Below are 24,394 nucleotides of genomic sequence, written 5' to 3' on the forward strand. Positions count from 1 at the left end.
GGCGGCCCTCTCTCTGGATCGTCCTGCCTGCAGGACGGATGGGTGCCCGACATGACCGATCAAAATAACATGGACCTCCCGTCCGAGATGGCCGACCGGTTCACCAGGCCGTTCGCAAGGTTTCTGAAGGTCGAGGCGGCAGCGGGGATTCTGTTGCTACTTGCCGTCCTCGCCGCCCTGGTCCTGGCGAATTCGGCTTGGTCCGCGTCGTTTCTCGCATTCTGGGAGAAGCCGGTCGGCCTTCGCTACGGCGCTTTGGACTATAGCCGTTCGCTGCGGCACTGGATCAACGACGGGCTGATGACCTTCTTCTTCTTTGTCATTTCACTGGAGCTCAAGCGGGAGCTCGTTCTCGGCGAGCTGCGGAGCCTTCGACTGGCAGCACTTCCTTTTGCGGCCGCCCTCGGCGGCATGATCGTACCCGTTTCCTTCTATCTGGCACTCATGTCCGGCCAACAGGGAATTCATGGTTGGGGAACCGTGATGGCCACCGACACGGCTTTCGTGATCGGATGTCTTGCACTCTTCGGGGCCGGTATCCCTCCGAGTTTGCGACTCTTTCTCCTTTCCTTGGCTATCTTCGACGACGTGGGCGCAGTCCTGGTGGTGGCCGTGGGTTACGGCGGTACCATGAATTGGGCGGCTCTCGCGCTTGGGACGGTCGGGCTGGCCGCGGTCGCCGGAGCAGCTCGCCTCGGAATCAGAAGCATTCCCGTCTACTTCGTCCTTGGGGGTGTGGTCTGGCTCTGTGTTGACGCTTCCGGTATCCACGCGACGATTTCCGGTGTCGTCCTGGGTCTGATGACGCCGACGCACGCATGGGTCAGCAGCGAGCGTCTCCGCGCCATCCTTGCCCGCGCGTTTGCGCATTCGGACACTGCGCAGGAGGGCAAGGGTGCGTTGGAGCGAAACGGCCTCCGCCGAGCTGGCATCGCGGTCACGGAATCTACGTCGCCCGTGGAGCGCCTGGAAATGCTGCTGCACCCATGGGTCGGGTTTGCAGTCATGCCGGTCTTCGCATTGGCCAACTCCGGCGTGGTGTTTTCCGGCGCCGATCTCAGGCAGTCTGTCTCCGTGGCAATCTTTGCCGGCCTCGTTCTCGGCAAACCGATCGGCGTGCTCGCTTTCAGTTGGATCGCCTTGCGCCTCGGAGTTGCGAGGCTCGCAGCAAGCCTGAGTTGGCCCTTCCTGACTGCCGGCGCCCTGTTGACGGGCATCGGCTTCACCATGTCGTTGTTCATCGCCGGCCTGGCCTACGACCCCGCAATGCTCGAAGCCGCCAAGATCGGAATTCTTTCCGCCTCAGTCGCTTCCGCAGCAGCCGGGGTGTTAACGCTGGCCTGGTTGACCGCCAGGCGCCGATCAGTTTGAAGTCCGGCCCGCCGACGGTTCAGGTTTCATCCGCATCGACGAACAAGCTGTCCGGCGGATTGGCTTCGAACGATGCGAGCCGGGAGTCATGGCGGTAGCGTGTCGCACAGTAGGGGCAGAGGATCGTGTCCTTGCCGCCCATGTTAATGTAGACGTGCGGATGATCGTGTGGCGGCGAGGCACCAATGCAATTGAATTCCCTTGCCCCGATGCGAATTTCTTCAACTGCGTGGTCGTTCCTGAACTTGGGGAGGCGGCTCGGCATCAGGTCCGGACCGAATCAATCCGACGAGCCCGGTCGGTCACGGCCAAGGGCTGCAGTCCTGGCGACCACACCCCGCTTGGCGTCTTCCGCACTTCAGAGCTCAAGGAAGCTGCGACGCCGCTCTCGCTCGCTTGATCCAAGACAGGGTGTTCGCGATTTTCCCGAGCAGCGAGGGCCACCGCCTTTGCGGCGCCCGCTTTGTGGACCACAGCAGGTCGACGGTGAAGCGCTTCATTTCACTCCGACTTATACGGGAGGCATAGGGAACGGCATCGTTGAACGCTCGCAGATTCGCAGCCGTGCTGCTGCGCAGATCCTGCAATGCCTGCCGCATCTCACGTCTTTCGGGTTGCTCTCTGTTGGTCATGTGAGTCTCTCTCTGTACGGGGTGTATCCCGCGGTCATTTTCCCGGACGTCCCGCCGGCGCCTGACGGTTGAGCACCACGTTGCCGTCGCCCGGCGGCTCGGCAGATTCTTCGACTAGGCCACCGGGCGCCATACCCTTCAGGAACTTGAAGAGGTCGCTGTCGGTGGAAAGGACGAGCGTCGTGTTATCGCCGATCATGGATTTGTAGGCTTGCATCGTTCGTGTGAACTCATAGAACGCCACCGCTTCCGGGCTCTGGTTGTAGGCGCTTGAGTAGATGGCGGTGGCCTTCGCATCGGCAAGGCCGCGAATCTCCTCCACCTGCCGATAGGCCTCGGACTGGATCTTGTTCAGGTCGCGAACTCGGTTGCCGCGGATCCTGGCGGCTTCGCCGTTACCCTCCGACAGGAAGCGCTCGGCGATCTGCCGCCGCTCGCTGATCATACGGTCATAGATTTTTGGCCGTACGCTTTCGTTGTAGTTGATGCGCTTGAAGCGGATGTCGAGCAGTTCGATGCCGAACACGCGCACCTTCTCGGCTGCTGCGGTGAAGATTTCCTGCTCGACCAGTTGGCGCCCCTTCTGGATCGGAACCAGGGATCCAATGTCCTGCTCCCTCTCCGCGTCGGTCAGGAGCGCGTCGCGCAGCGGCACGCGGCCCTTTGTGGTGCGAATGATCTCGATCAGCTCGTGCTTGGCGACGGCATTGCGCGTTTCGCTGCCGAGAATGTCGTCCAGGCGGGACTGCGCGCTGCGTTCATCGCGCAGCCGCAGGAAGTACTGTAGGGGATCCGTAATCCGCCAGCGGGCGAAGAGGTCGACCGAGATGTACAGCTTGTCCTTGGTCGGCATATCCGACGGGTTTCCGTCCCATTCGAGAACCCGCTTGTCGATCGGGTTGACCTCCTGGACGAAGGGCACCTTGAACTTGAGGCCGGCGGAGGTCACGGGGTCCCCGACCGGCTTGCCGAACTGCGTGATGATGACCTGCTGGACTTCGCCCACCGTGTAGATGGAGCTCATCGACACAAAGGTCACGATGGCCAGCACCGCCAAGATAGCAATCAGCTTTGCTCTGCTCACGGCTGTGCTCCTTTCGGTGTGTCGACGTTGAGGAACGGCAGAATGCTGCGCGTCTGTTCATCGATAATGATCTTCGAGCTTAGACCCGGCATAACATCCTGAAGAGTCTCGATATAGATGCGGCGGCGAGTCACTTCCGGCGCCTTGCTGTACTCCGCCAGCAGGGCGCTGAAACGCGCGACGTCGCCTTCCGCTTCATTCACCCGCTTGAGCCGGTAACCGTCTGCCTCGCGGATCCGCTGATCCTTCTCGCCCTCGGCGAGCGGGATCACTTTGTTGTAATCACGCCGGGCCTCGTTGATCAGCTTTTCCTTTTCTTGCTGGGCCTGGTTCACTTCGTTGAACGACTCCTGTACGGGCTGCGGCGGATTGATGTTCTTCAACTGCACCTGGTCGATGCTGATCCCCATCGCGTACTTGGTCGAGAGCGCCTGCATCTTTGTCAGCGCTTCCGCTTCGATTTCCTGCCGACCGATGGTGATCACCTCGTCCACCGTTCGGTCGCCGACCACTTCCCGCATGACGGACTCGGAGACGTAGCGGAGGGTTTCGCTGGGTTCCCGGACCTCGAAAAGGAACTTCACGGGATCAGAGACGCGATACTGCACGACCCATTCCACCAGGGCCGCGTTCAGGTCGCCGGTCACCATTTCGGTCTCCCGCTTTACCTCGCGCGGCCGCGAGCCCTGATAGGGGTCGTTGGCCCCTGGAGTCAGGAAACCAAACTCCTGCTTCAGCTGCCGCTTCACCGGAACCGTCGTGGCGACATCGATGCCAAGGGGAAACTTGAAGTGAAGTCCTGGCGGAACCTCCTTGAGATACTTGCCGAAGCGCTGCACGACGGCGACAGAGTCGCTCGGCACGGTGTAGTAGGCGGACCATGCACCGAACCCGAGCAGCGCCAGGACGGCGACGATGATGATGCCCCGACCGCCGCCGCCCGGGATCATTCGCCTGAGGCGGTCCTGCCACTCTCTGACCAGATCCTCCATGGCCGGGTCGGGTCTGGGCCCGCCGCCCCATGGGCCTCTCTGGCCGTCGTTGCTGTTCTGTGAGGACATCCGGATTGCCTTTCGTGCGGGTGATCTGGGCCTCGCCCGTCGCATCCGCATGGTATCGGCAGGCAGGGAAAGTACAGTTGGGTCAACAGGCCGCCCGGCAGGTGGGCTTGCTCAGAGCGGGCGGGCGGTCATTCCCTCGTCTTCGGCGCGATCCACCGCGCGAAGATCGGTCTCCTCCTGGCGCGGCTGCGAGCCGCTTGCCGATACCTCCGCGCTCACCTGGTCGCGGGCCAGGGCCGCGTCCAACTCCTCGGAATCTATGGTCATCGCCCGCGTCAGATGGGATGGGCCCGACCTTGCGGGCAGGTGGAGCACCGTCGCGGTTCGCCGATAGGCCTCATAGGAAAGGCCCTCGATGAGTTCTTCTTCAGTTTCCACGCTGTAGGCGCCGGCGGGCAAAATCTCATCAAGTCCCGCAAGGACGAAGGGCCTCCTGAATGTGACGGTTTTCTCGCTTGTGCGCGTCTTCATGGCGGTCTTCCGGTCTGAGAGACGGTTGCGGAGGGGGATCTCCCCCTCCGGTCCGATGCCTACGACTTCGGCGCCGGCGCGACTACCGCGGGCTTCTCGTCGGGCTTCGAGGTCGGCTGACCGGCCGGCGACGTCTCCTTGGACTTGTCGGCGGAGCCGTCTTTGCCCGGTGCGTTCTGCGCAGAGGAGAACTTGGAGACCATGTGAAATCCCTTTCATTGAACGGCAGTGATTTGCCGCTAAGAATTATATGGTGTTGGTTCATTAGTATTTCAACTAGTGTCTAAATTATTTTCGATTTATTATTTAGATGAATAAATATATGACAGCAGTTAATTTGCCATTATGTTTTGTTTATATAAGATAAAAGTAAGTATTTCTGGAGTATCAATTAAGGTAAACCATCGATCTATGCTCAAATCAGTGCGCATTCATGCCTGAGGCTCTTCTCAGCCTCATCAGGAACCCTGCGGAAGTGAATCTCTGCTGGATCCGGATGGCGGAGGAGCCTCGGTACTGTGAGAAAGACTGGCAGAGGAGCAGCGGGTTATCCAAAGGCCAAGCGGATAGTCGGTCTTGGGGATGCTCCTGGTGGGCGGAACGCTCTCGGTTCCGGTCCCCTTCAGCAACATCCGTCTGGTGTCTGAATCATGCTGCTCGCCTTCTCGCTGCTGGAGGAAGACAGCAGTTTGCTGCGCATCGCCCTGATTGCCGCGATGATCTCACTTGTCATTGCAGTTGCCGCAATCTGGGAAGCCATCGACGCAAGCGCGCTTTGGCAACTTCGATCCGTCCCGTTGAGAGAATGACAGGTCCTCTCTGATTGCTTGGCTCGGAATGTCTCTTCCGGGTCACTCGGAGACCTGGAGGTCGGCCGCGGTGGCGTCCGTTGCCGGCGGGATTCCGGAGACCAAATTTTCGGCTTTCCAATCTTGAATGCCGGCAGGCAGGCCCGCCAGGGGCGTTCGAGCGGCGCTTGCGCGGTCGGCAAGGCCCATTTGCGGCGCCGGCCCCAAAAAGCGAGGCGCCGGCAGAAATGCCGGCGCCGGAGCTTTCGGAGTGAAGGATCGAAGAAGTGCCCGGGCGCGTCTTGGCTTGGGGTCGGCGCCCGGGCGGCTCTTCGGACTAAACGATGGCGTAGACCACCATCAGCACGCCCCACACGGCCAGGCCGGCGATGAAGTGCTCCACCGTGATCCGTGTGCGCGTCTCGTGTGATTCGCTGGTCATTGTCTTCTTCCCCTTTCGGCGGGGCCCCTCGGTCCTGGAGGATTTTTATCCTCGGGAGGGTCACGGCCCACCGGATGGCTCGCTCTCTCGAGTATGAATATAGGGAGGGTCCGCCCGAACCGATGTGCGGAACCCCACACCGCGGAGAGGTTGCGTTAGAAGTTATTGATTCAGCGCGATATTTTTCGGAATTTTCGACACCGATTGCGCGTCAGACCTGTTGCCCGCCGGAGCCGCTGAACCACCGGTAGCGGCGCTCAGCCGTCCCCGCGCCCCGCGCAGTGGGCGCAGCGGCCGTGCAGTTCGACCGTCACGCGACGGGTCTGGAAACCGTTTCGCCCGACCTCGGCGGAGAGCCCTTCTTCCGAGGGCAGGGAGAATTCGGCCACCTCGCCGCAGTCGTCGCAGATGGCGAAGCCGGCCGCCGCGTCGGGACCGTGGGCGTGGTCGTGGTGGCAGCAGGCGACGAAGGCGTTGAGGGTCTCGATGCGGTGGACCTTTTCCTCGCGGGCCAGCGCCTCCAGCGCGCGGTAGATCTGCACCGGCGCGCGCAGCCCCTCGCCGCGCAGCTCGTCCAGCAGCTCGTAGGCGGTCATCGCCCTGCCGGAGGCTTGTAAGCAATCCAGCACCAGTTGCTGGTTGCGGGTCAACCGGCCGGCCGCCGTCGCCTTGCGTTTCACCCTGTGCGCTCCCGTCCGCCGTCGCCGCGCCCTCCGGCACGGTGGCCCCCGGTGCGGTTAAGCGCCAGCGGCAGCAGGCTGCCCAGGAACAGCAGCAGCGCGGCCACCACCACGGAGGGGCCCGAAGGCGTGTCGAACTGCAGCGAGCCGAAGAGGCCGAGGGCGACGGCCAGCACGCCGAGGCCCGCGGCCAGCAGGGCCATCCGCTCCGGGCCGCCGGCAAAGCGCCGCGCCGTCGCCGCCGGGATCACCAGCAGCGAGGTGATGAGCAGGATGCCGACGATCTTCATGGCGATGGCGATGACTGCGGCCATGAGCACCATGAAGACGAGGCGCGCGCGCTCGGGATGCAGCGCCTCGGCGGCGGCCAGTTCCTCGCTGACCGTGCCGGCCAGCAGCGGCCTCCAGATCAGCGCCAGCACGCCCAGCACCAGGGCGCCGCCACCGTAGATCAACCCGATGTCGAGGCGCGAGACCGCCAGCAGGTCGCCGAAGAGATAGCTCAAGAGGTCGATGCGCAGCCAGGCCATGAAGGCCACCAGCACCAGGCCCAGCGCCAGCGTCGAATGCGAGAGGATGCCCAGCAGGGCATCGCTGGGCAGGGCGACCTGGCGCTGCAGCAGCACCAGGGCGAAGGCCACCGTGGCGGTGATGGCGAAGACGCCGAGGGTGATGTGGATGTCGAAGAGGAAGGCCAGGGCAACGCCGAGCAGGGCCGCGTGCGCCATGGTGTCGCCGAAATAGGCCATGCGCCGCCAGACGATGAAGCAGCCCAGCGGCCCCGCGACCAGCGCCACGCCGATGCCGCCGATCAGGGCGCGCCAGAAAAAATCGTCAAGCATGGACGTCATCCGGCATCGCCGCCGCTCCCGCTCTTGTGGTCCTGGCTTTGGCCGTGGCTATGGTCGTGGCTATGGTCGTGGCCGCAGGTCCCGTGATCATGGCCGTGTTCGGGCACCACGCGGCCGTCTTCCAGGTGAACGTGGTCGTGGTGATGGCGGTAGATGGCCAGGGCCGAGGCCGCCTGGGCGCCGAAGAGGGCGCGGTACTCGGGGCTCTCGGTCACCGCCTGGGGCGTGCCCGAGCAGCAGACGTGGCCGTTCAGGCAAATCACCGTGTCGGTCCGTCCCATGACGATGTGCAGGTCGTGGGAGATCATCAGGATGCCGCAGCCCAGGCGCTCGCGGATGTCGTGGATCAGCTCGTAGAGCGCGATCTCGCCGGCGAAGTCGACGCCCTGCACCGGCTCGTCCAGCACCAGCAGCGCCGGCCGGCGGACGATGGCGCGGGCCAGCAGGGCGCGCTGGAACTCGCCGCCGGAGAGCTGCTGCACCGGCGCCTCGGCCAGGTGTTCTATGTCCACTTCGCGCAGCGCCGCGCCGATCTCCGCCGCGCCGTGGCGCCCGGTCAGCGTCATGAGGCGGCGCACGGTCAGCGGCATGGTCCAGTCGATGGTGAGGCGCTGCGGCACATAGCCGATACTGAGGCCGGAGCGGCGGCTCACTTCTCCGGCGCTGGGCTCCAGGATCCCCAGCAGAGCGCGCACGGTGGTGCTCTTGCCGCTGCCGTTGGGGCCGATGAGGGTGACGATCTCGCCGGGGCGGATCGCCAGGTCGACGCCCCGCACGAGCCAGTGCCCGCCGCGCCGCACGCCGAGCCCCCTGCTTTCGATGAGGGGCGCCTCGATCAGCGGCGAAGCAGGCGCGGCGGCCGGCTGTGGGACGGCTTGGCCCGGTGTTTCATTGCTTGCGGTCAGCGACACTGTTCGAACCTCGGACACGAAGGCCGGCCTCCCGGAGGGGCTTCGATGCCCGCCCCCCGGCTTGGCGGCGCGGCGGCCAGTTTTAGCGGATAAGCAGGCACTCTGAAACCTCTTGCCGTTACGTCGACCGTAATATTATAACTGTAATATCATTACGGTCCACTGCCGTACGACTTTTTTTTCGAGAAGGTTTCCCATGCGCCGATTCCGCCTTTGGTCCCGCTTTTCCGCCGTTCCCGCCGCAGCCGCGCTGGCTCTTGCCCTGTCTCCCGCCTTGCCGGATGCAGCGGCCGCGGAGCCGGTCACGGTGGTCACCTCCATCAAGCCGGTGCATTCCCTCGTGGCCGCCGCCATGCAAGGCGCCGGCACGCCCCACCTGATCGTCGAGGGCGGCGCCTCGCCGCACAGCTACGGCCTGAAGCCCTCCGACGCCGCGGCCCTGGAGAAGGCCCGGGTCGTGGTCTGGGTCGGCGAAGGCCTGGAGACCTTCCTCGCCTCTTCGATCGCCACCCTGGCCAAGAACGCCGAGGTGGTAGAACTGGCCGAGATTCCCGGCCTGACCCGCCTGCCCTACCGCGCCGGCGGCGCCTGGGAGAAGCACCTCCACGACGAAGACCACCCCGAGGAAGACCACCCCAAGGAAGACCACGGCGCTCAAGGCGGGCACGCCGAGGCAGCGGCCAGCCAGGTGCACGAAGATGAGCACGAGCATGAAGAACACACCGGGCAGGAGGATGAACACGGCCACGGCGAGGTCGACATGCACCTCTGGCTCGACCCGGAGAACGCCAAAGCCATCGTCGCCGCCGTCGCCGAGGCCCTGACCCGCGCCGACCCCGGCAACAGCGGCATCTACCTCGCCAATGCGAAGATCATGTCCCACCGCCTGGACCAGTTGGTTCAGGAGGTCGAGTACGACCTGACGCCGGTGAAGGACGCTCCCTTCGTGGTCTTCCACGATGCCTTCCAATACTTCGACACCCGCTTCGCCCTCAACAACGTGGGCTCGGTCACCGTCGACCCGGACCGCCAGCCGGGCGCCGCGCGGCTGAAACAGATCCGCGCCACGATCTCGGAGCTGGGCGCGCGCTGCGTTTTCGCCGAGCCGCAGTTCGAGCCGCGGCTGCTGAACGTCGTCACCGAAGGCACGCAGGCGAAAGTCGGCCTGCTCGACCCGCTTGGCGCCGACATTCCCGACGGACCGGAGCTCTATTTCGAACTGCTGCGCCGCAACGCCGCAGCCTTGAGGGACTGCCTGGAAATCACGGGCTGACGCCGGCTCCGCGGCGATTTAACTACACCTTCTGCGGGAATTTTGATATTGTACCACAGTTCCGGCGCGCAGGAAGACGCGGGACCAGCCTCGTAGTGGAGACGAGCCTCTTTCTTGGGGGAAGACGGATGATCTCTTTCAGGCAAAGCATCATCGCGGGCATGATCGCCCTTGCGGGCTTGTTGTCCTGCACCGGCACCCTGCTGGCCGGAAGCAACGGCACGACACGCGTGGCGCTCGTTCAATTGGACTCGGCCAACGCCGGCAACTGGGGCGTCGTCGCCGCGCGGGTCGCGGAGGCCAAGCAGAACGGCGCGGCCTTCGTCATCTTTCCCGAGTCGTCCTACCTGGGCTGGCTGAACCCGGCCGCCTTCAGCGAAGCGGCAACCGTCCCCGGAGCGGTGACCGAGACGCTGTCCAAGATCGCGATGGACAATGAAGTCTACATCGCCTTCGGGCTCGCCGAACGGGGGCCCGCCGTTTCCCCGGGCATCTACCTGCCCTACGACGCGGGGGTGCTGATCGGGCCGGACGGCTCCATCGTCTTGCACAGCCGCAAGCACGAGGTGCTGAAGAACGCCTTCAACCCCGCCGACTGCCCGCCGGGGACGACCGACCCCGACGGCGGCTGCAGCTACTACCAGGCGCCGGTCTCGGCCATTCCCCTTGCCGAAACCCCGCTCGGCAAGACCGCCGTGCTGGTCTGCGCCGATGCCTACACCTATCAAACGGCGGCACTGGATCACGTGAAAGCGCTGGGGGTGCAGACCATCATTGTCGTCTGGGGCGTCACCGCCTCGCAAGAAAGCGAATGCGGCACCGCCGGGTTCAGCGCCGTCGACTACGCCAGTGAAGCGGCGCAGTACAGCGGCGCCCTCGTGATCGGCGCCAACGCCGTCGGCAACCGCCCCTACGGGCGCTTCCTGCCTTCGCTCTACTGCGGCTACAGCGGCATCGTCGCGGCCGACGGCACCGTCATCGGCTCCACGGCCGGCGCGACGGGGGTCTTCGTGTACGACGTTCCCCTGGCGACGGCAGGCGCAGACTAGAGCAGATCAGGGCCGGCTGGAATCGCTCAAGGCGATCCAGCGGCCCTGCGAATCTGCTCTATGCCTCTGATTCCGATCTAGCCCCTCGCCTCAGCCCAGCACGGAGAAGCTGCTGTCGGGGTTGATCTCGCGGCGGCGCGAGAAGGTCGCGGTGTCGATGGTCCGCTCCAGATGCTTCAGCTTGAAGGCCAGGGGCTGCGCGTCCTGGTCGCCGCCGCCTTCCACGTAGCCGATGAGCGCGGTCATCAGCCGCCCGGCGACGCCGGCATTCTTGAACTGATTGCCGCTGGTGCCGATGGCCATGTAGAAGCCGTCGATGCAGGAGCGGTCGTAGATCGGGATCCAGTCCTCGGTCACATCGTAGAGGTCGACCACGCCCTTGGGGCTCTGCGACACCGGCACCTTCGGCAGGCGCTGGGCGTAGCGGTAGGCCTGGGTCACCGCCTGGTCGGTGAGGTCGCGGTTGTAGTCGTCCGGGTCGACCACCTCGCGCGGATCGCACTCCGGATCCTCGCTGCCGACCAGGATGTGGTTGCCGGTCTCCGGGCGGATATAGCAGGCGATGTCGCTGTCGGAGACGACGATACCGTCCTTCTCGAAGTTCAGGCCCTCGGGCGAGTCCAGGTGCACCACCTCCTGGCGCAGCGGCTTGGTGGTGATGCGCATGTCGGCGGCGGCGCCCGCCAGCCTGTTGATCTGGGAGGAGTGCGGCCCTGCGACGTTCACGACGATGGGCGCGGCGATGCGCGTGCCGTCGTCCAGCACCACGCCCTGCACCCTGCCGTTCTCGACCGGGATCTCCACCACCTTCCTGTTGAAGAGGAAGGCGCCGCCGGCGGCCTCAGCGGCGCGCTGCAGGTTGTGGCTGGCGAGCTGCGGATCGCTGATGTAGCCGGCGGTGGGAAAGAACACGCCGCCGCCGATGGCCCCGCCGTTGGGGGTGCCGAAGTCCGGGTCCTCCATGCGCCGCGCCGGCCAGAAGGTCTTGAGGTCGTAGCCGGGGATGGCCTGGCGGATGCGCTCGGCGTCCCAATGCTCATGCGGAATGTCCAGCGCCTCCACGTGCTTCAGCACGCCAGCCAGGCCCTTGTTCTGCTCGGTCTTCATGATCAGGCAGCCGCAGTGGTGGAAGATGGCGTGGCCGCGCTCGTCCTCGACACCCAGGGTGCCGGGCCAGTCCCTCCAGTCGAAGTAGCCGTCGTAGGCCATGGCCGTGCCGTCCAACGTGGAGTAATGCACGCGGATGATGGCGCAGGAGTTGGAGGTCGGGCCGTAGCCCGCGGCCGGCAGGGCATCGACGTTCAGCGTCTTGTACCCGGCGCGGGCCATTTCCATCCCGATGGCGGCGCCGATCACCCCGGCGCCGATGATGACGGCATCGTAACTCCCAGATTCGCTACTCGCTGGCATGTGCTTCCCTACATTTTCTGACGCGGCAATTTGTTACCTAGCCACTAGCCACGGCCGCGGGGGAGCGGTCAAGCGCGGGAGCGACGTGATTTTCTCACCCCTGCGCCGGCTTCACCCCCCATCGTCATGCCCCGGCTTGACCCGGGCATCCATTGCGCAGCCCGCAGGCTCTCGAGCGAATGGCACTATGGACCCTCGGGTCAAGCCTGAGGGTGACGGTCGGAGGGAATGCCTCACCCCTGCTCCGCGGCGACCTCGCGGATCGCCTTCATAAGGATCTGCAGGCTCACCGAGGCGGGCATCTCGGCGCGCTGGGTGAGGCCGACGGGGCCTTGCGCCGGGGTGGCGTTGACCGGCAGGCGGGCCAGCAGGCCCTCGGCCAGGTCGTCGGCGACCACGCCGTAGGAAATGATCCAGACCGCCTCGGTGGTGCGGGTGTAGCGCCGCGAGAAGTCCGGCGAGACCGACTCGATGACCTCGGGCAGGCGCGCCACCCCTTGGCTGACCAGCAGGCGGTCGACCTCCGGGCGGATGATGGAGCGTAGGGTCGGCAGGATCACCGTGAAACCGGCGAGCTGGCCCAGCTCCACCGTCTCGTGCTGCAGCAGCGGGTGGCCGGGGCGGACGACGAAGACCACCTCCTCCGAATAGAGGTATTCGAAGGCCAGCGCCTGCATGGCGCGCGGCGCGGCCAGGCGCCCGACCACCAGGTCCAGGTCGCCCTGGCGCAGCTCCTGCAGCAGCAGCTCGTTGGGGCCGGTGATGATGCGCAGCGTGGCGCCCAGGCCCTCGGCCTTCGCGCGCAGCACCGCCCGGGGCATGATGCGGTTGGCCGTGGTCGGCAGGGCGCCGATCGCCAGGGTGTGGCCGCCGCGCGCCTGGGCCTGGGAGACCGAGTCGACGCCCTGGCGCAGGGCGGTCAGCGAGGCCCCGGCGTAGCGCTGGAAAGCCTCGCCGTAGCCGGTCAGGAAGACGCCGCGCCGCGAGCGCTCGAAGAGCGCCACGCCCAGGATGTCCTCCAGCTCGGCGATGGCCTTGGAGACCGCCGGCTGGGTGATGGCCAGGGCCTCCGCCGCGCCGCCGAAGCTGCGCCGGGCCGCGACCTCCAGGAAGCAGGCCAGGTGGCGGATCTTGATGCGGCTGTCGGGCGTCACGTTTCATATCCATTTGGTTATGAAAAAATGAGAATATAGCATTTTAAATTCCGAAATAGGCATGGAATGATGTGGCGAGATTGGCCAGCGGCTTTCGGTGGATAGGGGCCACCCCCACCTAGCCCTCCCCCATCGAAGGGGGAGGGGATCAGGAGGGAAAGCCGCACCTTAAGAGAGTCCCTCCCCCCTTGATGCGGGGAGGTTAGGTGGGGGGTGGGGCTGCTCCCGCGGTGCTGCACCTGCGCATTGCATCCTTCGAGACGCGCGCCCGGGCTTCCGCCCGGCCCCGCTCCTCAGGATGAGGCAGGGTTCCTTGCGGCACGAAGAACAGAGCCTCATGCTGAGAAGCCCGCGCCCCTGTGAAGCTTACCGGCGGGCGTCTCGAAGCACGCGCTGCGGTGGTCCGACATCGCGAGCAGGATTAGGTGGAGGAGAAGGCTTTATGGATTTCAGGTCGCTGAACGGTGTCGTGCTACACGTGGAGGATCTGGGCCCGGCCGACCGGCCGGCGCTGGTCTTCGCCAACTCGCTGGGCACCGACTTCCGCATCTGGGACGACGTGGTGGCGCGGCTGATCGAGCGCTTCCGCATCGTGCTCTACGACAAGCGCGGCCACGGCCTGTCGGAGACGGGCGACAGCCCCTACAGCATCGACGACCACGTGGGCGACCTGGCGGCGCTGATGGACGACATCGCCGTCGAGGGCGCCATCGTCTGCGGCCTCTCGGTCGGCGGGCTCATCGCCCAGGGGCTCTACGCCAGCCGCCCGGAGCTGGTCTCCGGCCTCATCCTCTGCGACACCGCCCACAAGATCGGCACGGAGGAGATGTGGAGCCAGCGCATGGCCGCCGTCGCGGAGGGCGGCATCGCGAGCATCGCCGATGCGATCCTGGAGCGCTGGTTCACCGAAGAATTCCGCGAGAGCGATCCCATCGCCCTGCAGGGCTGGCACGCCATGCTGACACGCACGCCGCTGGAAGGTTACCTGGGCACCTGCGCGGCGATCCGCGACGCCGACTTCACCGAAGAGGCCAGGAGAATCGCCCTGCCGGCGCTCTGCGTCGTCGGCGAGGAGGACGGCGCGACGCCGCCGGAACTGGTCCGCCAGATGGCCGACCTGATCCCCGGCGCGCGCTACGAGGTGATCGCGGGGTCCGGGCACCTGCCCTGCATCGAGCGGCCCGCGCAGCTCGCCGAACTGATCCTCGACTTCACGGAGGGCAAGGGCCTTGTCTGATGAAACGCGCAGGGAAGCCGGCCGCAAGACCCGCAGCGAGGTGCTGGGCGAGGCCTACGTCGCCGCCTCCGACGCCAGGCGCAGCGATTTCAACGCCGACTTCCTGGACTTCATCACCGAGGGCGCCTGGGGCTCGGTCTGGTCGCGTCCCGGCCTGACCCGGCGCGAGCGCAGCATGATCACCATCGCGTTGCTGGCCGCCGGCGGCCACTTCGAGGAGGTCGCCATGCACGTGCGCGCCACCGCCAACACCGGGGCCAGCCCCGAGGACATCAAGGAAGCGCTGCTGCACGTCGCCGTCTACGCCGGCGTGCCGGCGGCCAACCAGGCCTTCAAGGTCGCCAAGCAAACCCTGGATGAGATGGCCGGGGAACAAACGGGTGGGGAAAAATCGTGACCGAAGGAAAGCAGGAGACCCGGAAATGACCGACTCCCCCAAACCCTACGCACCGCGCGACTGGGGCTCGCACCCCCCGCTCATCGCCCCGGACTACAAGTCGACAAACCTGCGCGGCGCCACCAAGCCGCTGGTCCCGATCAAGCAGAGCCTCTCCGAGCTGACCGGCCCGGTCTTCGGCCAGGACTCCCTCGGCGAGTTCGACAACGACCTGACCAGGAACGGCCGCAAGGACGGCGCAGCGCCGGGGGAGCCGCTGGGCGAGCGCATCATCGTCTCCGGCAAGGTGGTCGACGAACTGGGACGGCCGCAGCCCGACATGCTGGTCGAGGTGTGGCAGGCCAACGCCGCCGGGCGCTATGTACACAAGGTGGACCAGCACAACGCGCCGCTGGACCCCAACTTCTTCGGCGGCGGGCGCTGCGTCACCGACGACCAGGGCGTCTACCGCTTCTATACGGTGAAGCCCGGCGCCTATCCCTGGGGCAACCACCCCAACGCCTGGCGGCCCAACCACATACACTTCTCGCTCTTCGGGCCCAGCCTCTGCACCCGCCTGGTGACGCAGATGTACTTCCCGGGCGACCCGCTGCTGGACCTGGACCCGATCTTCCTGGCCACCCCGGAAAAGGCGCGCGGCCGTCTGGTCTCCGAGTTCGACCTCTCGCTCACCGAGCCGGACTTCGCCCTGGGCTACCGCTTCGACATCGTGCTGCGCGGCCCGCGGGAAACCCCCATGGAAACGGCCTGAGGAGGGGAGACGAGCCATGACCCCTGGAAAGACCAAGGGAGGACAGACCCCCTCCCAGACCGTCGGCCCCTACTTCGCCTACGGCCTGACGCCGGAACAGTACGGCTACCCGCTGGCCTCCATCGCCTCCGCCGACCTCCGCTCGCCGGACGTCGAAGGCCGGCAGATCCGCATCGAGGGCCGCGTGCTGGACGGCAAGGGCGAGGCGGTGGACGACGCCATGATCGAGATCTGGCAGGCCGACCCGCAGGGCCGCTACGCCCATCCGGCCGACCCAAGCTTCAACAAAGGGCGCGGCAACATCTCCTTCAAGGGCTTCGGGCGCTGCGGCACCGGCAGCGACCCGGAGCACCGCTTCATCTTCGACAGCGTGAAGCCGGGCGCGGTGGACGACGAACAGGCCCCGCACATCAACGTCATCATCTTCATGCGCGGGCTGTTGAACCATCTCTACACCCGCATCTACTTCGCCGACGAAGCCGACGTCAATGCGAAAGACCCGGTCCTGCAAAGCGTGCCGGCAGAGCGCCGCGACACCCTGATCGCGACGCCGGACGAGAGCGGAGGCCTGCCGGTCTACCGCTTCGACATCCACATGCAGGGCGACCGCGAAACGGTCTTCTTCGACGTATGACGAGCCCTCGATGAGCCTCCTGCCCTTCGACAGCGCCTTCCTGGGCCCGCTGCTCTCCGATGCGGAGACGGCGGAACTGCTGGACGACGCCGCGCAGATCCGCGCCATGCTGGTCTTCGAGGCGGCGCTGGCGCGGGCCGAGGGGCGCAGCGGGGTCATCCCGGAAGACGCCGCCGCGCGCATCGCGGCGGTGGCCGAAAAGCTGGAGATCGATCCGGCCGCCCTGGCCGAGGGCACGGCGCGCGACGGCATCCCGGTGCCGGCCCTGGTCGCGGAACTGCGCAGGGCGTTAGGTCGTGAAGAGGCCGCCTATGTGCACTGGGGTACGACCACCCAGGACGTCATGGACACGGGGCTCGTCCTGCGCCTGCGCCGCATTCTAGACATCTTCGACAAGCGGCTTGCCGCGTTGGGCGACAGGCTCGCCGCCCTGGCCGAGGCCGAGCGCGCCACCGTCATGCTGGCGCGCACCCGCGGGCAGCAGGCGACGCCGACGTCCTTCGGCCTCAAGGCCGCGGGCTGGCTGGCGCCGCTCGACCGTCACCGCGCGCGTCTCGCCGAACTGCGCCCGCGCCTGGAAGTGCTGAGCTTCGGCGGGGCGGCGGGCAACCTCTCCGCCCTGGGCGAACAAGGCACGGCCGTCGAGGCCGAGCTCGCCAAGGAGCTGGACCTGGCGGCGCCGCCAATGCCCTGGCACAGCCAGCGCGACGGCCTGGTGGAACTCGGCAACTGGCTCGGTCTCGTCGGCGGCAGCCTGGGCAAGCTGGCCGGCGATGTCCTGCTGCTGTGCCAGAACGAAGTGGGCGAACTGCGCGAGGGACCCCATGACGGACAAGCGGGCGGCGGCTCCTCCACCCTGCCGCAGAAGCGGAACCCGGTGCGCTCCGAAGCCGTGCTCTCCCTCGCCCGCCACGTCGCCGGCCTCACCGGGCAGATGCAGCAGACGGCGTTTCATGCCCAGGAGCGCGACGGCGTCGCCTGGCAGATGGAATGGCTGGTCCTGCCGCAGATGCTGGTCGCCACGGGCGCGGCCCTGCGCCAGTCGCTGGACCTGCTGGCGGGCCTGCAGGTCGACCGCGCGAAGATGCGCGCCAACATCGAAGCCACCAATGGCCTCGCCCTGGCCGAGGCGGCGAGCTTCGCCCTTTCGGCTCACATGCCGCGCCCCGAGGCCCAGGCCCTGGTGAAAGAGGCCTGCAAGGAGGCGATGGCTTCCGGCCGCCCCCTGATGGAGATTCTCGCCGAGCGCACGGCGGCGCCCGTCGACTGGCAGGCCCTGGCCGACCCGGCCGCGCAACTCGGCGCTGCCGAGACCTTCATCGACCGCGTGCTGGCAGCGCGGCGGGACTGAGCCTTACCACAGCGTCTTGCGCGCCCGTTCCGGCCATTCCTCGTCGTAGGCCGCGCCGCCGACGCGGTCCTCGCTCTGGGCGGCGAGGATTTGGCCGGGGGTCGGCAGGGACTTGGGGTCCACGTGGTTCTCTGGGTTCCACAGCTCGGAACGCACGATGGCCCGGGCGCATTGGAAGAACACCGTCTCCACCGTGATCACCAGTACGCTGCGCGGCGCCTTTCCCTTGACCGCGAAGCGCTCCAGAAGCGCCGGATCGACGCTGATCTTCGCACGGCCGTTGACGCGGATGGTGGAGCCGGAGCCCGGCACCAGGAACAAAAGGGCGACGCGCGGGTCGTGCAGCAGGTTCTTCAGGGAATCGATGCGGTTGTTGCCGCGCCGGTCGGGCAGCATCAGCGTCTGCTCGTCCTCGATGTGCAGCACGCCGCCCAGCTCGCCGCGCGGCGAGCAGTCGAGGCCGCCGGGACCGCTGGTCGCCAGGGCGACGAAGGGCGAAGCCTCGATGAAGGCGCGGTACTGCGGGGTGATGCGGCCGGTCTCTTTGACCAGCGAGGCTTCGCTGGGCCGGCCGTAGATTTCTTCCAGATGTTCGGCGGTGGTGATGGTGGTCATTCACAAGGTTCCCAAGCGGATGGCAAAGGCGCGCGCGCATCGCCAGCGGAGCCGGCGGCCGGAAGGACTCCGGAACACCGGCTACTCGATCTCGATGTAGAAGGTCGCCCAAGGCCAGCGCAATTCGTCGTCGGCGGTCAACGGCCGGCCGTCGGGATAGGTATACACCACCCAAAGCGGCCCGCGCTGGCCGAGCCCCAGCGGCTTGCCGTCCTGACGGAGGCCGACGATCCAATCGAGCGCCTCGACCTCGGCCCAGGATATCTCGCTGGCGTAGCCGTCCAACGCCACCAGGGTGACGGTCGCGCCGGCGGCGCCCGCCGCGGCCAGAAGATCGCGCAGATAGGGGCCCTGGACGTAGACCGGCTCCGGCCAGGCGTCGATTTTCAGTTCGACCGACTGCATGCCCAGTCCTTCCAGCATGGCAATGTCGAACTCGGTGGCCTTGTCGAACTTGCGCTCGTGATACTTCAGGAAGAAGTCCTTGTCCGCATCGAAGGGCGGGCGGTTGGCGTTCTCGATCTGACCGGCGACGGTCACCACCACCGCGCCCTCCGGCCTGGCCAGGCCCTCGGCGCGCAGGGGCGGGCCGTCCAGTCCGAAGAGGGCGACCAGCAAGAGAAGCGCAATGGCGCGGGTCGGGATCATGGGCTTGTCCCTGTCCGAAAAGATGTGGCCGGCGGAAAGCGCCCCGGAGCGAGCAAGACGGACAAGCGCAAGGGGGCGGCCTCCTTCGACGCCGGGAAGCTTCGAGAGTGCCCAAGCGCCGGCGTTCTGGCAAGGGCGGGCGCCCCCGGCTAGCCTTTGTGAACCACCAGGTCGATCTCTACCCTGGCGTCGCGCGCCAAGGCGGTGACGCCGACGGTGGTGCGCCCCGGCAGGCGGGCATCGTCTGGAAAGTACTCGGCGTAGACCTTGTTCATGCCGGGGTAGTCGCGCTTGAAGTCGGTGAGATAGACCCGCGCGAAAACCGTGTCCGCCAGGCGTCCGCCGGCATGCTCGACGATGCGTTCCAGGTTCTTGAAAACCAGCCGCGTCTGGGTCTCGATGGCCTCCGGCATGGGGGCCTCCATGTCGTCGGGGTCGACCGGCAGTTGGCCTGTAACGTAGAGGAAAGGGCCCGCCTCCACGGCGTGGCTGTAGCGGGCACCCGGCGGCGCCGGCGCGGCATCGGGGGCGTTCAAGTGCTTCAAGGACATGATATCAACCTCGCTCGATGTGAATTGGCGGACTAGGAGGCCGTCTGCTTGGCGACGGCGCGCAACGCTTTCAGTACGCGTGCGGTGACTTCTGCATCGCCTCCGGACGGATAGACCACGTAGGCCGGATAGTGAAAGACGGGCGCCTGAGGCACCAGCTTCAGCCGCCCCTCGGCCAGCGGGGCCTTCAGCAGGCGGCGCGGCAGGTAGGCCGAAGCGCGGTTCTGCAGCAGGTACTTCAGCCCCAGGGAGCCCAGTTCCATATAAAGGCCGGGCGTGACGATGTCGGGAAAGTTCAGGCTGTGGTCCGCCTGAAATTCCGGCCCCCAGTCGATGTAGATGTAGTTGCGGCCCAGTCTGCCGCCGGGCTTGCCGCCCTGCGCAGCGGGCGGGCGCGGTTCGCTGGAGACCAGCACCAGCTCTTCCTCGAACAGCATTTCCACCTCGAAGCCGGGCCGCCCCTGGGGCGTGTACATGACGCCGACGTCGATGGTGCCTTCGACGAGACGCTGCATCAGCGCCGAGGAAATGCCGGACAGCGTGCGGATCGCCACCTCCGGCGCCTTGGTCCGCATGCGCGCCAGCCAATCCAGCAGGAAGCCGTCCCACAGGCTGTACTGGCCGCCCACGGTCAGCGCCGCCTGGTAGCCCGGCGGCAGCGAAACCTCGAGCCGCGCCTGCTCCCAGACGCGAAGCATGGCGACGGCGTGCTTGTGGAACTGCGCCCCCGCCGGGGTCAGCATCGCCCCGGCCTTGCTGCGTTCGAAAAGCGGCTTGCCAAGCTGATCTTCGAGAACGCGGATGCGGGTCGAGACCGTCGACTGGGTGACATAGACGCGCTTGGCCGCCTCGACGAAGCTGCCGCTGTCGACCACGGCCAGGAAGGTGCGGGCGAGATCGATGTCCAAAGCCAAGGCACCCTTCGAAATTAACCGCGAAAGCCGCCGCGAGGCAGGCCAGGCCTATTATCGATTTTTCGAATGTTAATCCGCAATAAAATTCGTTTGTTAAATAGATTGGGCAAGCGCACCGTTCCGGGCAGCGGCGAATTGTCGCCGTCCCATGGAGTCATGAAAATGGCATTCGGCAAATCGAGCAAACCGGCGAGCGGCAAGAGCGGCTCGTCCTCCCAGGTGAAGGCCGCCCCCAGCAAGGGCGCCGGCACCGGCAAGTCGGCTGCCCCGAAGAAGTAGGCTCCGGTCCCCCGACCGGGGCAAGGGGCCGAGGCGCCCATGACGATGACCCGCTTGGTTCAAGGCTTCGCCATGGCGCTCGTCACCGCGGATAAGCTCCCGGCTTACGCCCAGGGGTCCCCCGACCGGCTGTCCGCGGCGCTCGACGCTTCGCCCCAGCGACAAACTACCGCCCCGCGGCCGTAAACGGCGGCAGGGAAAGGGCAACCGCACGAGGGGGCGGCCGGCGAAAACCGGCCGCCCCCGCCCTCTTTCCGCATCCATTTTTCCACGGCCCTCTTTTCGCGGCCCTCGCGCCGAAAAGCGGCCGGCGGCAGCCTTTCCAGGTGCCCCCGCCCTTCGTGCAGGCCCCTCCGGCCGCGCCGCAAAACCCCGGAAACTCCCAGCGCCTCCAGGCAAGCGCCTTGTCCGCCGCGGCCTCGCATTGTATGTTTTAATTCCGTCGATCCGGAAAAATCGACAAACTATCCATACAAAAAAAACCGGACCGGGAGGACGGAGGAACAGCGGATGCAGGATTTCGGGGCCGCCTTCAGCCAGGCCTTCGCTCTCATTCTGTCGGGCGATGCCGATCTGATCGAAATCATCGTGCTGTCGCTGCGCGTCACCCTCTCGGCGGTGGCCCTGGCCTGCGCCATCGGCCTGCCGCTGGGCGCCGCCCTGGCCGTCGGCCGTTTTCCGGGACGCGGCGCCCTGGTCACCCTGGTCAATGCCCTCATGGGCCTGCCCCCGGTGGTCGTCGGGCTGGGTGTCTATCTCCTGCTGTCCAGCGCCGGGCCGCTGGGCGTCCTGCAGTTGCTCTACACGCCCACGGCGATGATCGTCGCCCAGACGATCCTGGTGACGCCCATCATCGCCGCCCTCACCCGGCAGGTGGTGGAGGATCTTCACGCCGAGTATGACGAGCTGCTGCGCTCCATGGGCGCGCGCCGCTTGGGCGTCATCGCCACCCTGCTGTGGGACGCCCGCTATTCGCTGATGACCGGCGCGCTCGCCGGCCTGGGCCGCGCCCTGGGCGAGGTCGGCGCCATCATCGTCGTCGGCGGCAACATCAATCACGTGACCCGGGTGATGACCACCACCATCGCGCTGGAGACGTCCAAGGGAAACCTCTCGCTGGCGCTGGGCCTGGGCGTCATCCTGGTCGGCCTCTCCATCCTGGTGAACGGCCTGGTCATGGGGCTGCGCGGCAGCGCGGCCAAGCTGGCCTATGCATGACATGGCCCGAGTGGCGGCCCTGCGGACCGCCGGCGACGCGGCAGCGGGTCCGCAGGCGGCCGCCGGCACGCGGGGAGCGGCCACGATCTGGCCGGTCGCACTGCACGAGGTCTGCTTTTCCGCCGGCGGCAAGACCCTGATCGACCGCCTGTCGCTGCAGCTTTCCCCCAGCCGGCGCAGCATCGTCATGGGCCCCAACGGCGCCGGCAAGAGCCTGCTGCTGCGGCTCACCGCCGGCCTGCTGACCCCCGATTCCGGCCGCGTGACTTATGCCGGCCAGCCCCTGGACGCTGGCCTGCGCCGGCGCGTCGCCGTGGTGTTCCAGCGCCCGGTCCTGCTGCGCCGCTCGGTCGCCGCCAACCTGATGCACGCGCTGAAAACCTACGGCGTGCCGCGCGGCGAGCGGGCTCAGCGGCGGGACGCGCTGCTCGCCCTCGGCCAGTTGCAGGACATCGCCGACCGCCCGGCCCGCGTGCTCTCCGGCGGCGAGCAGCAGCGCCTCTCCATGGTGCGCGCCCTGGCCGCGGAGCCGGACCTGCTGCTGCTGGACGAGCCCACGGCCAGCCTCGACCCCCAGGCCACCGCGGCCATCGAGGCGCTGGTCGACCGGGCCGCCGCCGAGGGCGTCAAGATCGTCATGGTCACTCACGACCGCGGCCAGGCGCTGCGGCTGGCCGACGAGGTGCTGTTCCTGCATCGCGGCCAACTGATCGAACGCGCCCCGGCCGAAACCTTCTTCGCACAGCCGCAATCGGCGGCGGCGCAGGCCTACCTGGAAGGCCGCCTGCTTCTCTGAACCCAAACAGATCACTCTATAAAAACGGGAGACGCTTAATGATCAGACGTTCATTCCTCACCCTGACGCTTCTGGGCGCCGCCGTGGCGACCGCCGCCGGCCTGGCCTTCACCGGGCCGTCCCAGGCCGAGGACAAGTTCATCGTCGTCCAGTCGACGACCTCGACCCAGAACTCCGGCCTTTACGACCACCTGCTGCCGATCTTCAGCAAGACGTCCGGCATCGAGGTGCGCGTGGTCGCCGTCGGCACCGGCCAGGCGATCAAGAATGCGCAGAACTGCGACGGCGACGTGCTGCTGGTGCACGCCAAGGCGGCGGAAGAGAAGTTCGTGGCCGCCGGCTACGGCGTCAGCCGTTCCGACGTGATGTACAACGACTTCGTGATCGTCGGACCGGCCACCGACCCGGCGGGCATTTCCGGCGGCAAGGACGTCACCGCGGCGCTGGCCCAGATCAAGGCCAAGAACGCGCCCTTCGCTTCGCGCGGCGACGATTCCGGCACCAACAAGAAGGAGATCGCTCTCTGGAAGGCCGCCGGCATCGATCCGACGGCCGACAGCGGCGGCTGGTACCGCGAGACCGGCTCGGGCATGGGCGCAACCCTGAACGCCTCCGTGGGCATGGGCGCCTACACCATGTCCGACCGCGCCACCTGGATCGCCTTCGGCAACAAGGGCGGCTTCGAGATCGCCGTCGAGGGCGACGAGCGCCTGTTCAACCAGTACGGCGTCATTCTGGTGAACCCGGAGAAATGCAGCAACGTGAAGGCCGGCCTGGGCCAGACCTTCATCGACTGGATCCTCTCCGACGAAGGCCAGTCCGCCATCGCCGACTACAAGCGCGACGGCAAGCAGCTCTTCTTCCCCAACGCCAAGATGAGCTGAAGCCATACACAACAGGTACTCCTAGGCTTGACCGACGGCTGTCGAGCCGAAGATGCACTAGAGTATCCCCTCCCCCTTGACGGGGGAGGGTTAGGGTCGGGGTGACAGTGGCTGAAGCACGGCATTTGATCCTGGAGTCGTCGCCACTGGTTTCTGGAGCGGCCGATAGGGCTGCCATGGCGGCTATTCTGACCGCTTTAGGAGCGCTCCGAAAGGCCTGTGAGGGGCCGTTGACAGGTCTCTGAGAGCCGCTAGAACCCGGCTATGACTATCCCCGAGAACCCCAAGAACCGAGACGCCCTGGTCGATCTCATTGCCAGCGCGCGGCGCGGCTCGATTACCTACTTTGACGCCGAGCGTGCGCGCGGCGCAGCGGACACCGTCCTGAGAGAGCTGAAGGCCGCCGGGGTGGCCATCCACCGGCGCAGGGATCAGTAGGCCGTACCTCCTTTGAGGTGACCTCGGAGATTGCACCGGGAGCAGTACGATTCTACCGTTCATGGCCCGGTCGCCGGGCCGGAAACTCGGAGGGTAGAGGATGAATACCTCCAACATTGCTGTTGCCTTAGCTCTGTCGGCCGCCCTGGGGGGCTGCGCCGCCCAGCCTATGGCAACGCAAGCCGAGGTGCAGAAGGCCGAGCCGTTGTATAGCGGTACCTTCACCGGCAATTACCAGAGCCTCTCAGCCTGCATCGCCCAGGCCTGGAGCCGCGCCGACGCCCACGTATGGGATCTCCGGCAGGTCATCGACGCGCCAAATGAGACGGCGGTGATCCAGGGGAACTACCGGATCTTCGCTTTCGCCTACCCTGTCCACGCCACGTTGCAGCAACTCGACGCCCAGACCGTCTCGGTCGAGTTTCGCCAGCCACCGGACTCCAAGGACGCGCCGGACTGGGTATGGAAGGCCGTGCAGGACTGCAGCGGCCGGGCATCCTAACG

30 protein-coding genes are annotated in these 24,394 nt (G+C 66.5%); 14 read left to right on the top strand and 16 right to left on the bottom strand.

The window, feature by feature from the left end; all coding sequences use genetic code 11:
• The first annotated feature begins 51 nt into the window (after positions 1-51).
• Positions 52-1,371 (top strand): Na+/H+ antiporter NhaA, encoded by a 1,320-nt coding sequence (gene nhaA, locus AAFN88_RS21040; protein WP_347522686.1) that lies wholly within the window; start codon positions 52-54, stop codon positions 1,369-1,371.
• A gap of 19 nt (positions 1,372-1,390) precedes the next feature.
• On the opposite strand, the gene AAFN88_RS21045 is transcribed toward nhaA, so the two are convergent.
• The 6 genes from AAFN88_RS21045 to AAFN88_RS21070 form a co-directional block, all read right to left on the bottom strand.
• Entirely contained in the window at positions 1,391-1,636 is a 246-nt protein-coding gene (locus AAFN88_RS21045) for a zinc-finger domain-containing protein (RefSeq protein WP_347522687.1), read from the bottom strand.
• Between the two features lie 100 nt (positions 1,637-1,736).
• Positions 1,737-2,003 (bottom strand): hypothetical protein, encoded by a 267-nt coding sequence (locus AAFN88_RS21050; RefSeq protein WP_347522688.1) that lies wholly within the window; start codon positions 2,001-2,003, stop codon positions 1,737-1,739.
• Positions 2,004-2,037: 34 nt separating this feature from the next.
• Positions 2,038-3,054, bottom strand: a complete 1,017-nt coding sequence (gene hflC, locus AAFN88_RS21055; protein ID WP_347522789.1) for a protease modulator HflC — start codon at positions 3,052-3,054, stop codon at positions 2,038-2,040.
• A gap of 29 nt (positions 3,055-3,083) precedes the next feature.
• On the bottom strand, positions 3,084-4,079 hold the full coding sequence (gene hflK, locus AAFN88_RS21060) for an FtsH protease activity modulator HflK (RefSeq protein WP_347522689.1): 996 nt from the start codon (positions 4,077-4,079) through the stop codon (positions 3,084-3,086).
• Between the two features lie 180 nt (positions 4,080-4,259).
• Positions 4,260-4,619: a hypothetical protein gene (locus AAFN88_RS21065; RefSeq protein WP_347522690.1), complete on the bottom strand. Its 360-nt coding sequence runs from the start codon at positions 4,617-4,619 to the stop codon at positions 4,260-4,262.
• 59 nt (positions 4,620-4,678) lie between these two features.
• Positions 4,679-4,822, bottom strand: a complete 144-nt coding sequence (locus tag AAFN88_RS21070; RefSeq protein ID WP_347522691.1) for a hypothetical protein — start codon at positions 4,820-4,822, stop codon at positions 4,679-4,681.
• Positions 4,823-5,269: 447 nt separating this feature from the next.
• Between AAFN88_RS21070 and AAFN88_RS21075 the strand changes: the two genes are divergently transcribed.
• Entirely contained in the window at positions 5,270-5,428 is a 159-nt protein-coding gene (locus AAFN88_RS21075) for a hypothetical protein (protein ID WP_347522692.1), read from the top strand.
• 678 nt (positions 5,429-6,106) lie between these two features.
• On the opposite strand, the gene AAFN88_RS21080 is transcribed toward AAFN88_RS21075, so the two are convergent.
• The 3 genes from AAFN88_RS21080 to znuC are packed head-to-tail and all read right to left on the bottom strand — an operon-like array spanning position 6,107 to position 8,309.
• Positions 6,107-6,529 carry a Fur family transcriptional regulator gene (locus AAFN88_RS21080; protein WP_347522693.1) on the bottom strand — a complete coding sequence of 141 codons (423 nt, stop codon included), beginning with the start codon at positions 6,527-6,529 and terminating at the stop codon, positions 6,107-6,109.
• Positions 6,526-7,371, bottom strand: a complete 846-nt coding sequence (locus AAFN88_RS21085) for a metal ABC transporter permease (protein ID WP_347522694.1) — start codon at positions 7,369-7,371, stop codon at positions 6,526-6,528. Before AAFN88_RS21085 ends, AAFN88_RS21080 begins: the two co-directional genes overlap by 4 nt.
• A gap of 5 nt (positions 7,372-7,376) precedes the next feature.
• A complete protein-coding gene (gene znuC / locus AAFN88_RS21090) occupies positions 7,377-8,309 on the bottom strand; it encodes a zinc ABC transporter ATP-binding protein ZnuC (RefSeq protein ID WP_347522695.1) in 933 nt (310 codons plus the stop codon).
• 178 nt (positions 8,310-8,487) lie between these two features.
• Here znuC and AAFN88_RS21095 point away from each other — a divergent pair, with 178 nt between their 5' ends.
• A complete protein-coding gene (locus tag AAFN88_RS21095) occupies positions 8,488-9,564 on the top strand; it encodes a zinc ABC transporter substrate-binding protein (protein WP_347522696.1) in 1,077 nt (358 codons plus the stop codon).
• Between the two features lie 128 nt (positions 9,565-9,692).
• Positions 9,693-10,613, top strand: coding sequence for a carbon-nitrogen hydrolase family protein (locus tag AAFN88_RS21100; protein WP_347522697.1), 921 nt, complete (start codon positions 9,693-9,695; stop codon positions 10,611-10,613).
• A gap of 90 nt (positions 10,614-10,703) precedes the next feature.
• On the opposite strand, the gene AAFN88_RS21105 is transcribed toward AAFN88_RS21100, so the two are convergent.
• Together AAFN88_RS21105 and pcaQ are read right to left on the bottom strand one after the other, a co-directional pair.
• A complete protein-coding gene (locus AAFN88_RS21105) occupies positions 10,704-12,023 on the bottom strand; it encodes an FAD-dependent oxidoreductase (RefSeq protein ID WP_347522698.1) in 1,320 nt (439 codons plus the stop codon).
• Between the two features lie 233 nt (positions 12,024-12,256).
• Positions 12,257-13,177 carry a pca operon transcription factor PcaQ gene (pcaQ, locus tag AAFN88_RS21110; RefSeq protein WP_347522699.1) on the bottom strand — a complete coding sequence of 307 codons (921 nt, stop codon included), beginning with the start codon at positions 13,175-13,177 and terminating at the stop codon, positions 12,257-12,259.
• A gap of 442 nt (positions 13,178-13,619) precedes the next feature.
• On the opposite strand from pcaQ, the gene pcaD reads away from it, so the two are divergent.
• The 5 genes from pcaD to pcaB are packed head-to-tail and all read left to right on the top strand — an operon-like array spanning position 13,620 to position 17,547.
• Complete coding sequence (pcaD, locus tag AAFN88_RS21115) at positions 13,620-14,414, top strand: 3-oxoadipate enol-lactonase (protein WP_347522700.1); 795 nt, start codon at positions 13,620-13,622, stop codon at positions 14,412-14,414.
• Complete coding sequence (pcaC, locus tag AAFN88_RS21120; RefSeq protein ID WP_347522701.1) at positions 14,407-14,811, top strand: 4-carboxymuconolactone decarboxylase; 405 nt, start codon at positions 14,407-14,409, stop codon at positions 14,809-14,811. The genes pcaD and pcaC overlap by 8 nt, the downstream gene beginning before the upstream one ends.
• Before the next feature lie 25 nt (positions 14,812-14,836).
• Positions 14,837-15,562, top strand: a complete 726-nt coding sequence (gene pcaH / locus AAFN88_RS21125) for a protocatechuate 3,4-dioxygenase subunit beta (RefSeq protein ID WP_347522702.1) — start codon at positions 14,837-14,839, stop codon at positions 15,560-15,562.
• A gap of 16 nt (positions 15,563-15,578) precedes the next feature.
• Positions 15,579-16,196, top strand: coding sequence for a protocatechuate 3,4-dioxygenase subunit alpha (pcaG, locus tag AAFN88_RS21130; protein WP_347522703.1), 618 nt, complete (start codon positions 15,579-15,581; stop codon positions 16,194-16,196).
• Positions 16,197-16,206: 10 nt separating this feature from the next.
• Complete coding sequence (gene pcaB, locus AAFN88_RS21135) at positions 16,207-17,547, top strand: 3-carboxy-cis,cis-muconate cycloisomerase (protein WP_347522704.1); 1,341 nt, start codon at positions 16,207-16,209, stop codon at positions 17,545-17,547.
• Between the two features lie 3 nt (positions 17,548-17,550).
• Here the strand turns inward: pcaB and AAFN88_RS21140 are convergent, their stop codons facing one another.
• From AAFN88_RS21140 to AAFN88_RS21160, 5 genes are all read right to left on the bottom strand, one after another.
• Complete coding sequence (locus AAFN88_RS21140) at positions 17,551-18,162, bottom strand: pyridoxamine 5'-phosphate oxidase family protein (RefSeq protein WP_347522705.1); 612 nt, start codon at positions 18,160-18,162, stop codon at positions 17,551-17,553.
• A gap of 81 nt (positions 18,163-18,243) precedes the next feature.
• Positions 18,244-18,810, bottom strand: a complete 567-nt coding sequence (locus tag AAFN88_RS21145; RefSeq protein WP_347522706.1) for a hypothetical protein — start codon at positions 18,808-18,810, stop codon at positions 18,244-18,246.
• 149 nt (positions 18,811-18,959) lie between these two features.
• Positions 18,960-19,361 (bottom strand): RidA family protein, encoded by a 402-nt coding sequence (locus AAFN88_RS21150; protein ID WP_347522707.1) that lies wholly within the window; start codon positions 19,359-19,361, stop codon positions 18,960-18,962.
• A 32-nt stretch (positions 19,362-19,393) separates the two neighbouring features.
• On the bottom strand, positions 19,394-20,275 hold the full coding sequence (locus tag AAFN88_RS21155) for a LysR family transcriptional regulator (protein WP_347522709.1): 882 nt from the start codon (positions 20,273-20,275) through the stop codon (positions 19,394-19,396).
• Positions 20,276-20,289: 14 nt separating this feature from the next.
• A complete protein-coding gene (locus tag AAFN88_RS21160) occupies positions 20,290-20,532 on the bottom strand; it encodes a hypothetical protein (RefSeq protein WP_347522710.1) in 243 nt (80 codons plus the stop codon).
• Positions 20,533-21,064: 532 nt separating this feature from the next.
• On the opposite strand from AAFN88_RS21160, the gene AAFN88_RS21165 reads away from it, so the two are divergent.
• The 5 genes from AAFN88_RS21165 to AAFN88_RS21185 all read left to right on the top strand — a co-directional run bounded on the left by AAFN88_RS21165 (position 21,065) and on the right by AAFN88_RS21185 (position 24,392).
• Positions 21,065-21,772 carry an ABC transporter permease gene (locus AAFN88_RS21165; protein WP_347522711.1) on the top strand — a complete coding sequence of 236 codons (708 nt, stop codon included), beginning with the start codon at positions 21,065-21,067 and terminating at the stop codon, positions 21,770-21,772.
• Position 21,773: 1 nt separating this feature from the next.
• Complete coding sequence (locus AAFN88_RS21170; protein ID WP_347522713.1) at positions 21,774-22,568, top strand: ATP-binding cassette domain-containing protein; 795 nt, start codon at positions 21,774-21,776, stop codon at positions 22,566-22,568.
• 38 nt (positions 22,569-22,606) lie between these two features.
• Entirely contained in the window at positions 22,607-23,452 is an 846-nt protein-coding gene (locus AAFN88_RS21175; RefSeq protein ID WP_347522714.1) for a substrate-binding domain-containing protein, read from the top strand.
• Between the two features lie 264 nt (positions 23,453-23,716).
• Positions 23,717-23,890: a hypothetical protein gene (locus AAFN88_RS21180; protein ID WP_347522715.1), complete on the top strand. Its 174-nt coding sequence runs from the start codon at positions 23,717-23,719 to the stop codon at positions 23,888-23,890.
• 100 nt (positions 23,891-23,990) lie between these two features.
• On the top strand, positions 23,991-24,392 hold the full coding sequence (locus AAFN88_RS21185) for a hypothetical protein (RefSeq protein ID WP_347522717.1): 402 nt from the start codon (positions 23,991-23,993) through the stop codon (positions 24,390-24,392).
• Positions 24,393-24,394 lie beyond the last annotated feature (2 nt).

It is taken from the genome of Pelagibius sp. CAU 1746 (assembly GCF_039839785.1).
Taxonomy (GTDB): domain Bacteria; phylum Pseudomonadota; class Alphaproteobacteria; order Kiloniellales; family Kiloniellaceae; genus Pelagibius.

Bases quoted from the DNA above. Each gene is read 5' to 3' on its own strand.
- AAFN88_RS21105 (WP_347522698.1), bottom strand. From the start codon at position 12,023: ATGCCAGCGAGTAGCGAATCTGGGAGTTACGATGCCGTCATCATCGGC.
- AAFN88_RS21175 (WP_347522714.1), top strand. From the start codon at position 22,607: ATGATCAGACGTTCATTCCTCACCCTGACGCTTCTGGGCGCCGCCGTG.
- AAFN88_RS21065 (WP_347522690.1), bottom strand. From the start codon at position 4,619: ATGAAGACGCGCACAAGCGAGAAAACCGTCACATTCAGGAGGCCCTTC.
- AAFN88_RS21165 (WP_347522711.1), top strand. From the start codon at position 21,065: ATGCAGGATTTCGGGGCCGCCTTCAGCCAGGCCTTCGCTCTCATTCTG.
- AAFN88_RS21045 (WP_347522687.1), bottom strand. From the start codon at position 1,636: ATGCCGAGCCGCCTCCCCAAGTTCAGGAACGACCACGCAGTTGAAGAA.
- pcaB (WP_347522704.1), top strand. From the start codon at position 16,207: ATGAGCCTCCTGCCCTTCGACAGCGCCTTCCTGGGCCCGCTGCTCTCC.
- AAFN88_RS21050 (WP_347522688.1), bottom strand. From the start codon at position 2,003: ATGACCAACAGAGAGCAACCCGAAAGACGTGAGATGCGGCAGGCATTG.
- pcaH (WP_347522702.1), top strand. From the start codon at position 14,837: ATGACCGACTCCCCCAAACCCTACGCACCGCGCGACTGGGGCTCGCAC.
- AAFN88_RS21070 (WP_347522691.1), bottom strand. From the start codon at position 4,822: ATGGTCTCCAAGTTCTCCTCTGCGCAGAACGCACCGGGCAAAGACGGC.
- AAFN88_RS21180 (WP_347522715.1), top strand. From the start codon at position 23,717: ATGACTATCCCCGAGAACCCCAAGAACCGAGACGCCCTGGTCGATCTC.
- AAFN88_RS21095 (WP_347522696.1), top strand. From the start codon at position 8,488: ATGCGCCGATTCCGCCTTTGGTCCCGCTTTTCCGCCGTTCCCGCCGCA.
- AAFN88_RS21140 (WP_347522705.1), bottom strand. From the start codon at position 18,162: ATGACCACCATCACCACCGCCGAACATCTGGAAGAAATCTACGGCCGG.
- AAFN88_RS21150 (WP_347522707.1), bottom strand. From the start codon at position 19,361: ATGTCCTTGAAGCACTTGAACGCCCCCGATGCCGCGCCGGCGCCGCCG.
- pcaD (WP_347522700.1), top strand. From the start codon at position 13,620: ATGGATTTCAGGTCGCTGAACGGTGTCGTGCTACACGTGGAGGATCTG.
- AAFN88_RS21145 (WP_347522706.1), bottom strand. From the start codon at position 18,810: ATGATCCCGACCCGCGCCATTGCGCTTCTCTTGCTGGTCGCCCTCTTC.
- AAFN88_RS21185 (WP_347522717.1), top strand. From the start codon at position 23,991: ATGAATACCTCCAACATTGCTGTTGCCTTAGCTCTGTCGGCCGCCCTG.
- AAFN88_RS21100 (WP_347522697.1), top strand. From the start codon at position 9,693: ATGATCTCTTTCAGGCAAAGCATCATCGCGGGCATGATCGCCCTTGCG.
- AAFN88_RS21085 (WP_347522694.1), bottom strand. From the start codon at position 7,371: ATGCTTGACGATTTTTTCTGGCGCGCCCTGATCGGCGGCATCGGCGTG.
- AAFN88_RS21170 (WP_347522713.1), top strand. From the start codon at position 21,774: ATGGCCCGAGTGGCGGCCCTGCGGACCGCCGGCGACGCGGCAGCGGGT.
- nhaA (WP_347522686.1), top strand. From the start codon at position 52: ATGACCGATCAAAATAACATGGACCTCCCGTCCGAGATGGCCGACCGG.
- AAFN88_RS21075 (WP_347522692.1), top strand. From the start codon at position 5,270: ATGCTGCTCGCCTTCTCGCTGCTGGAGGAAGACAGCAGTTTGCTGCGC.
- pcaG (WP_347522703.1), top strand. From the start codon at position 15,579: ATGACCCCTGGAAAGACCAAGGGAGGACAGACCCCCTCCCAGACCGTC.
- hflK (WP_347522689.1), bottom strand. From the start codon at position 4,079: ATGGAGGATCTGGTCAGAGAGTGGCAGGACCGCCTCAGGCGAATGATC.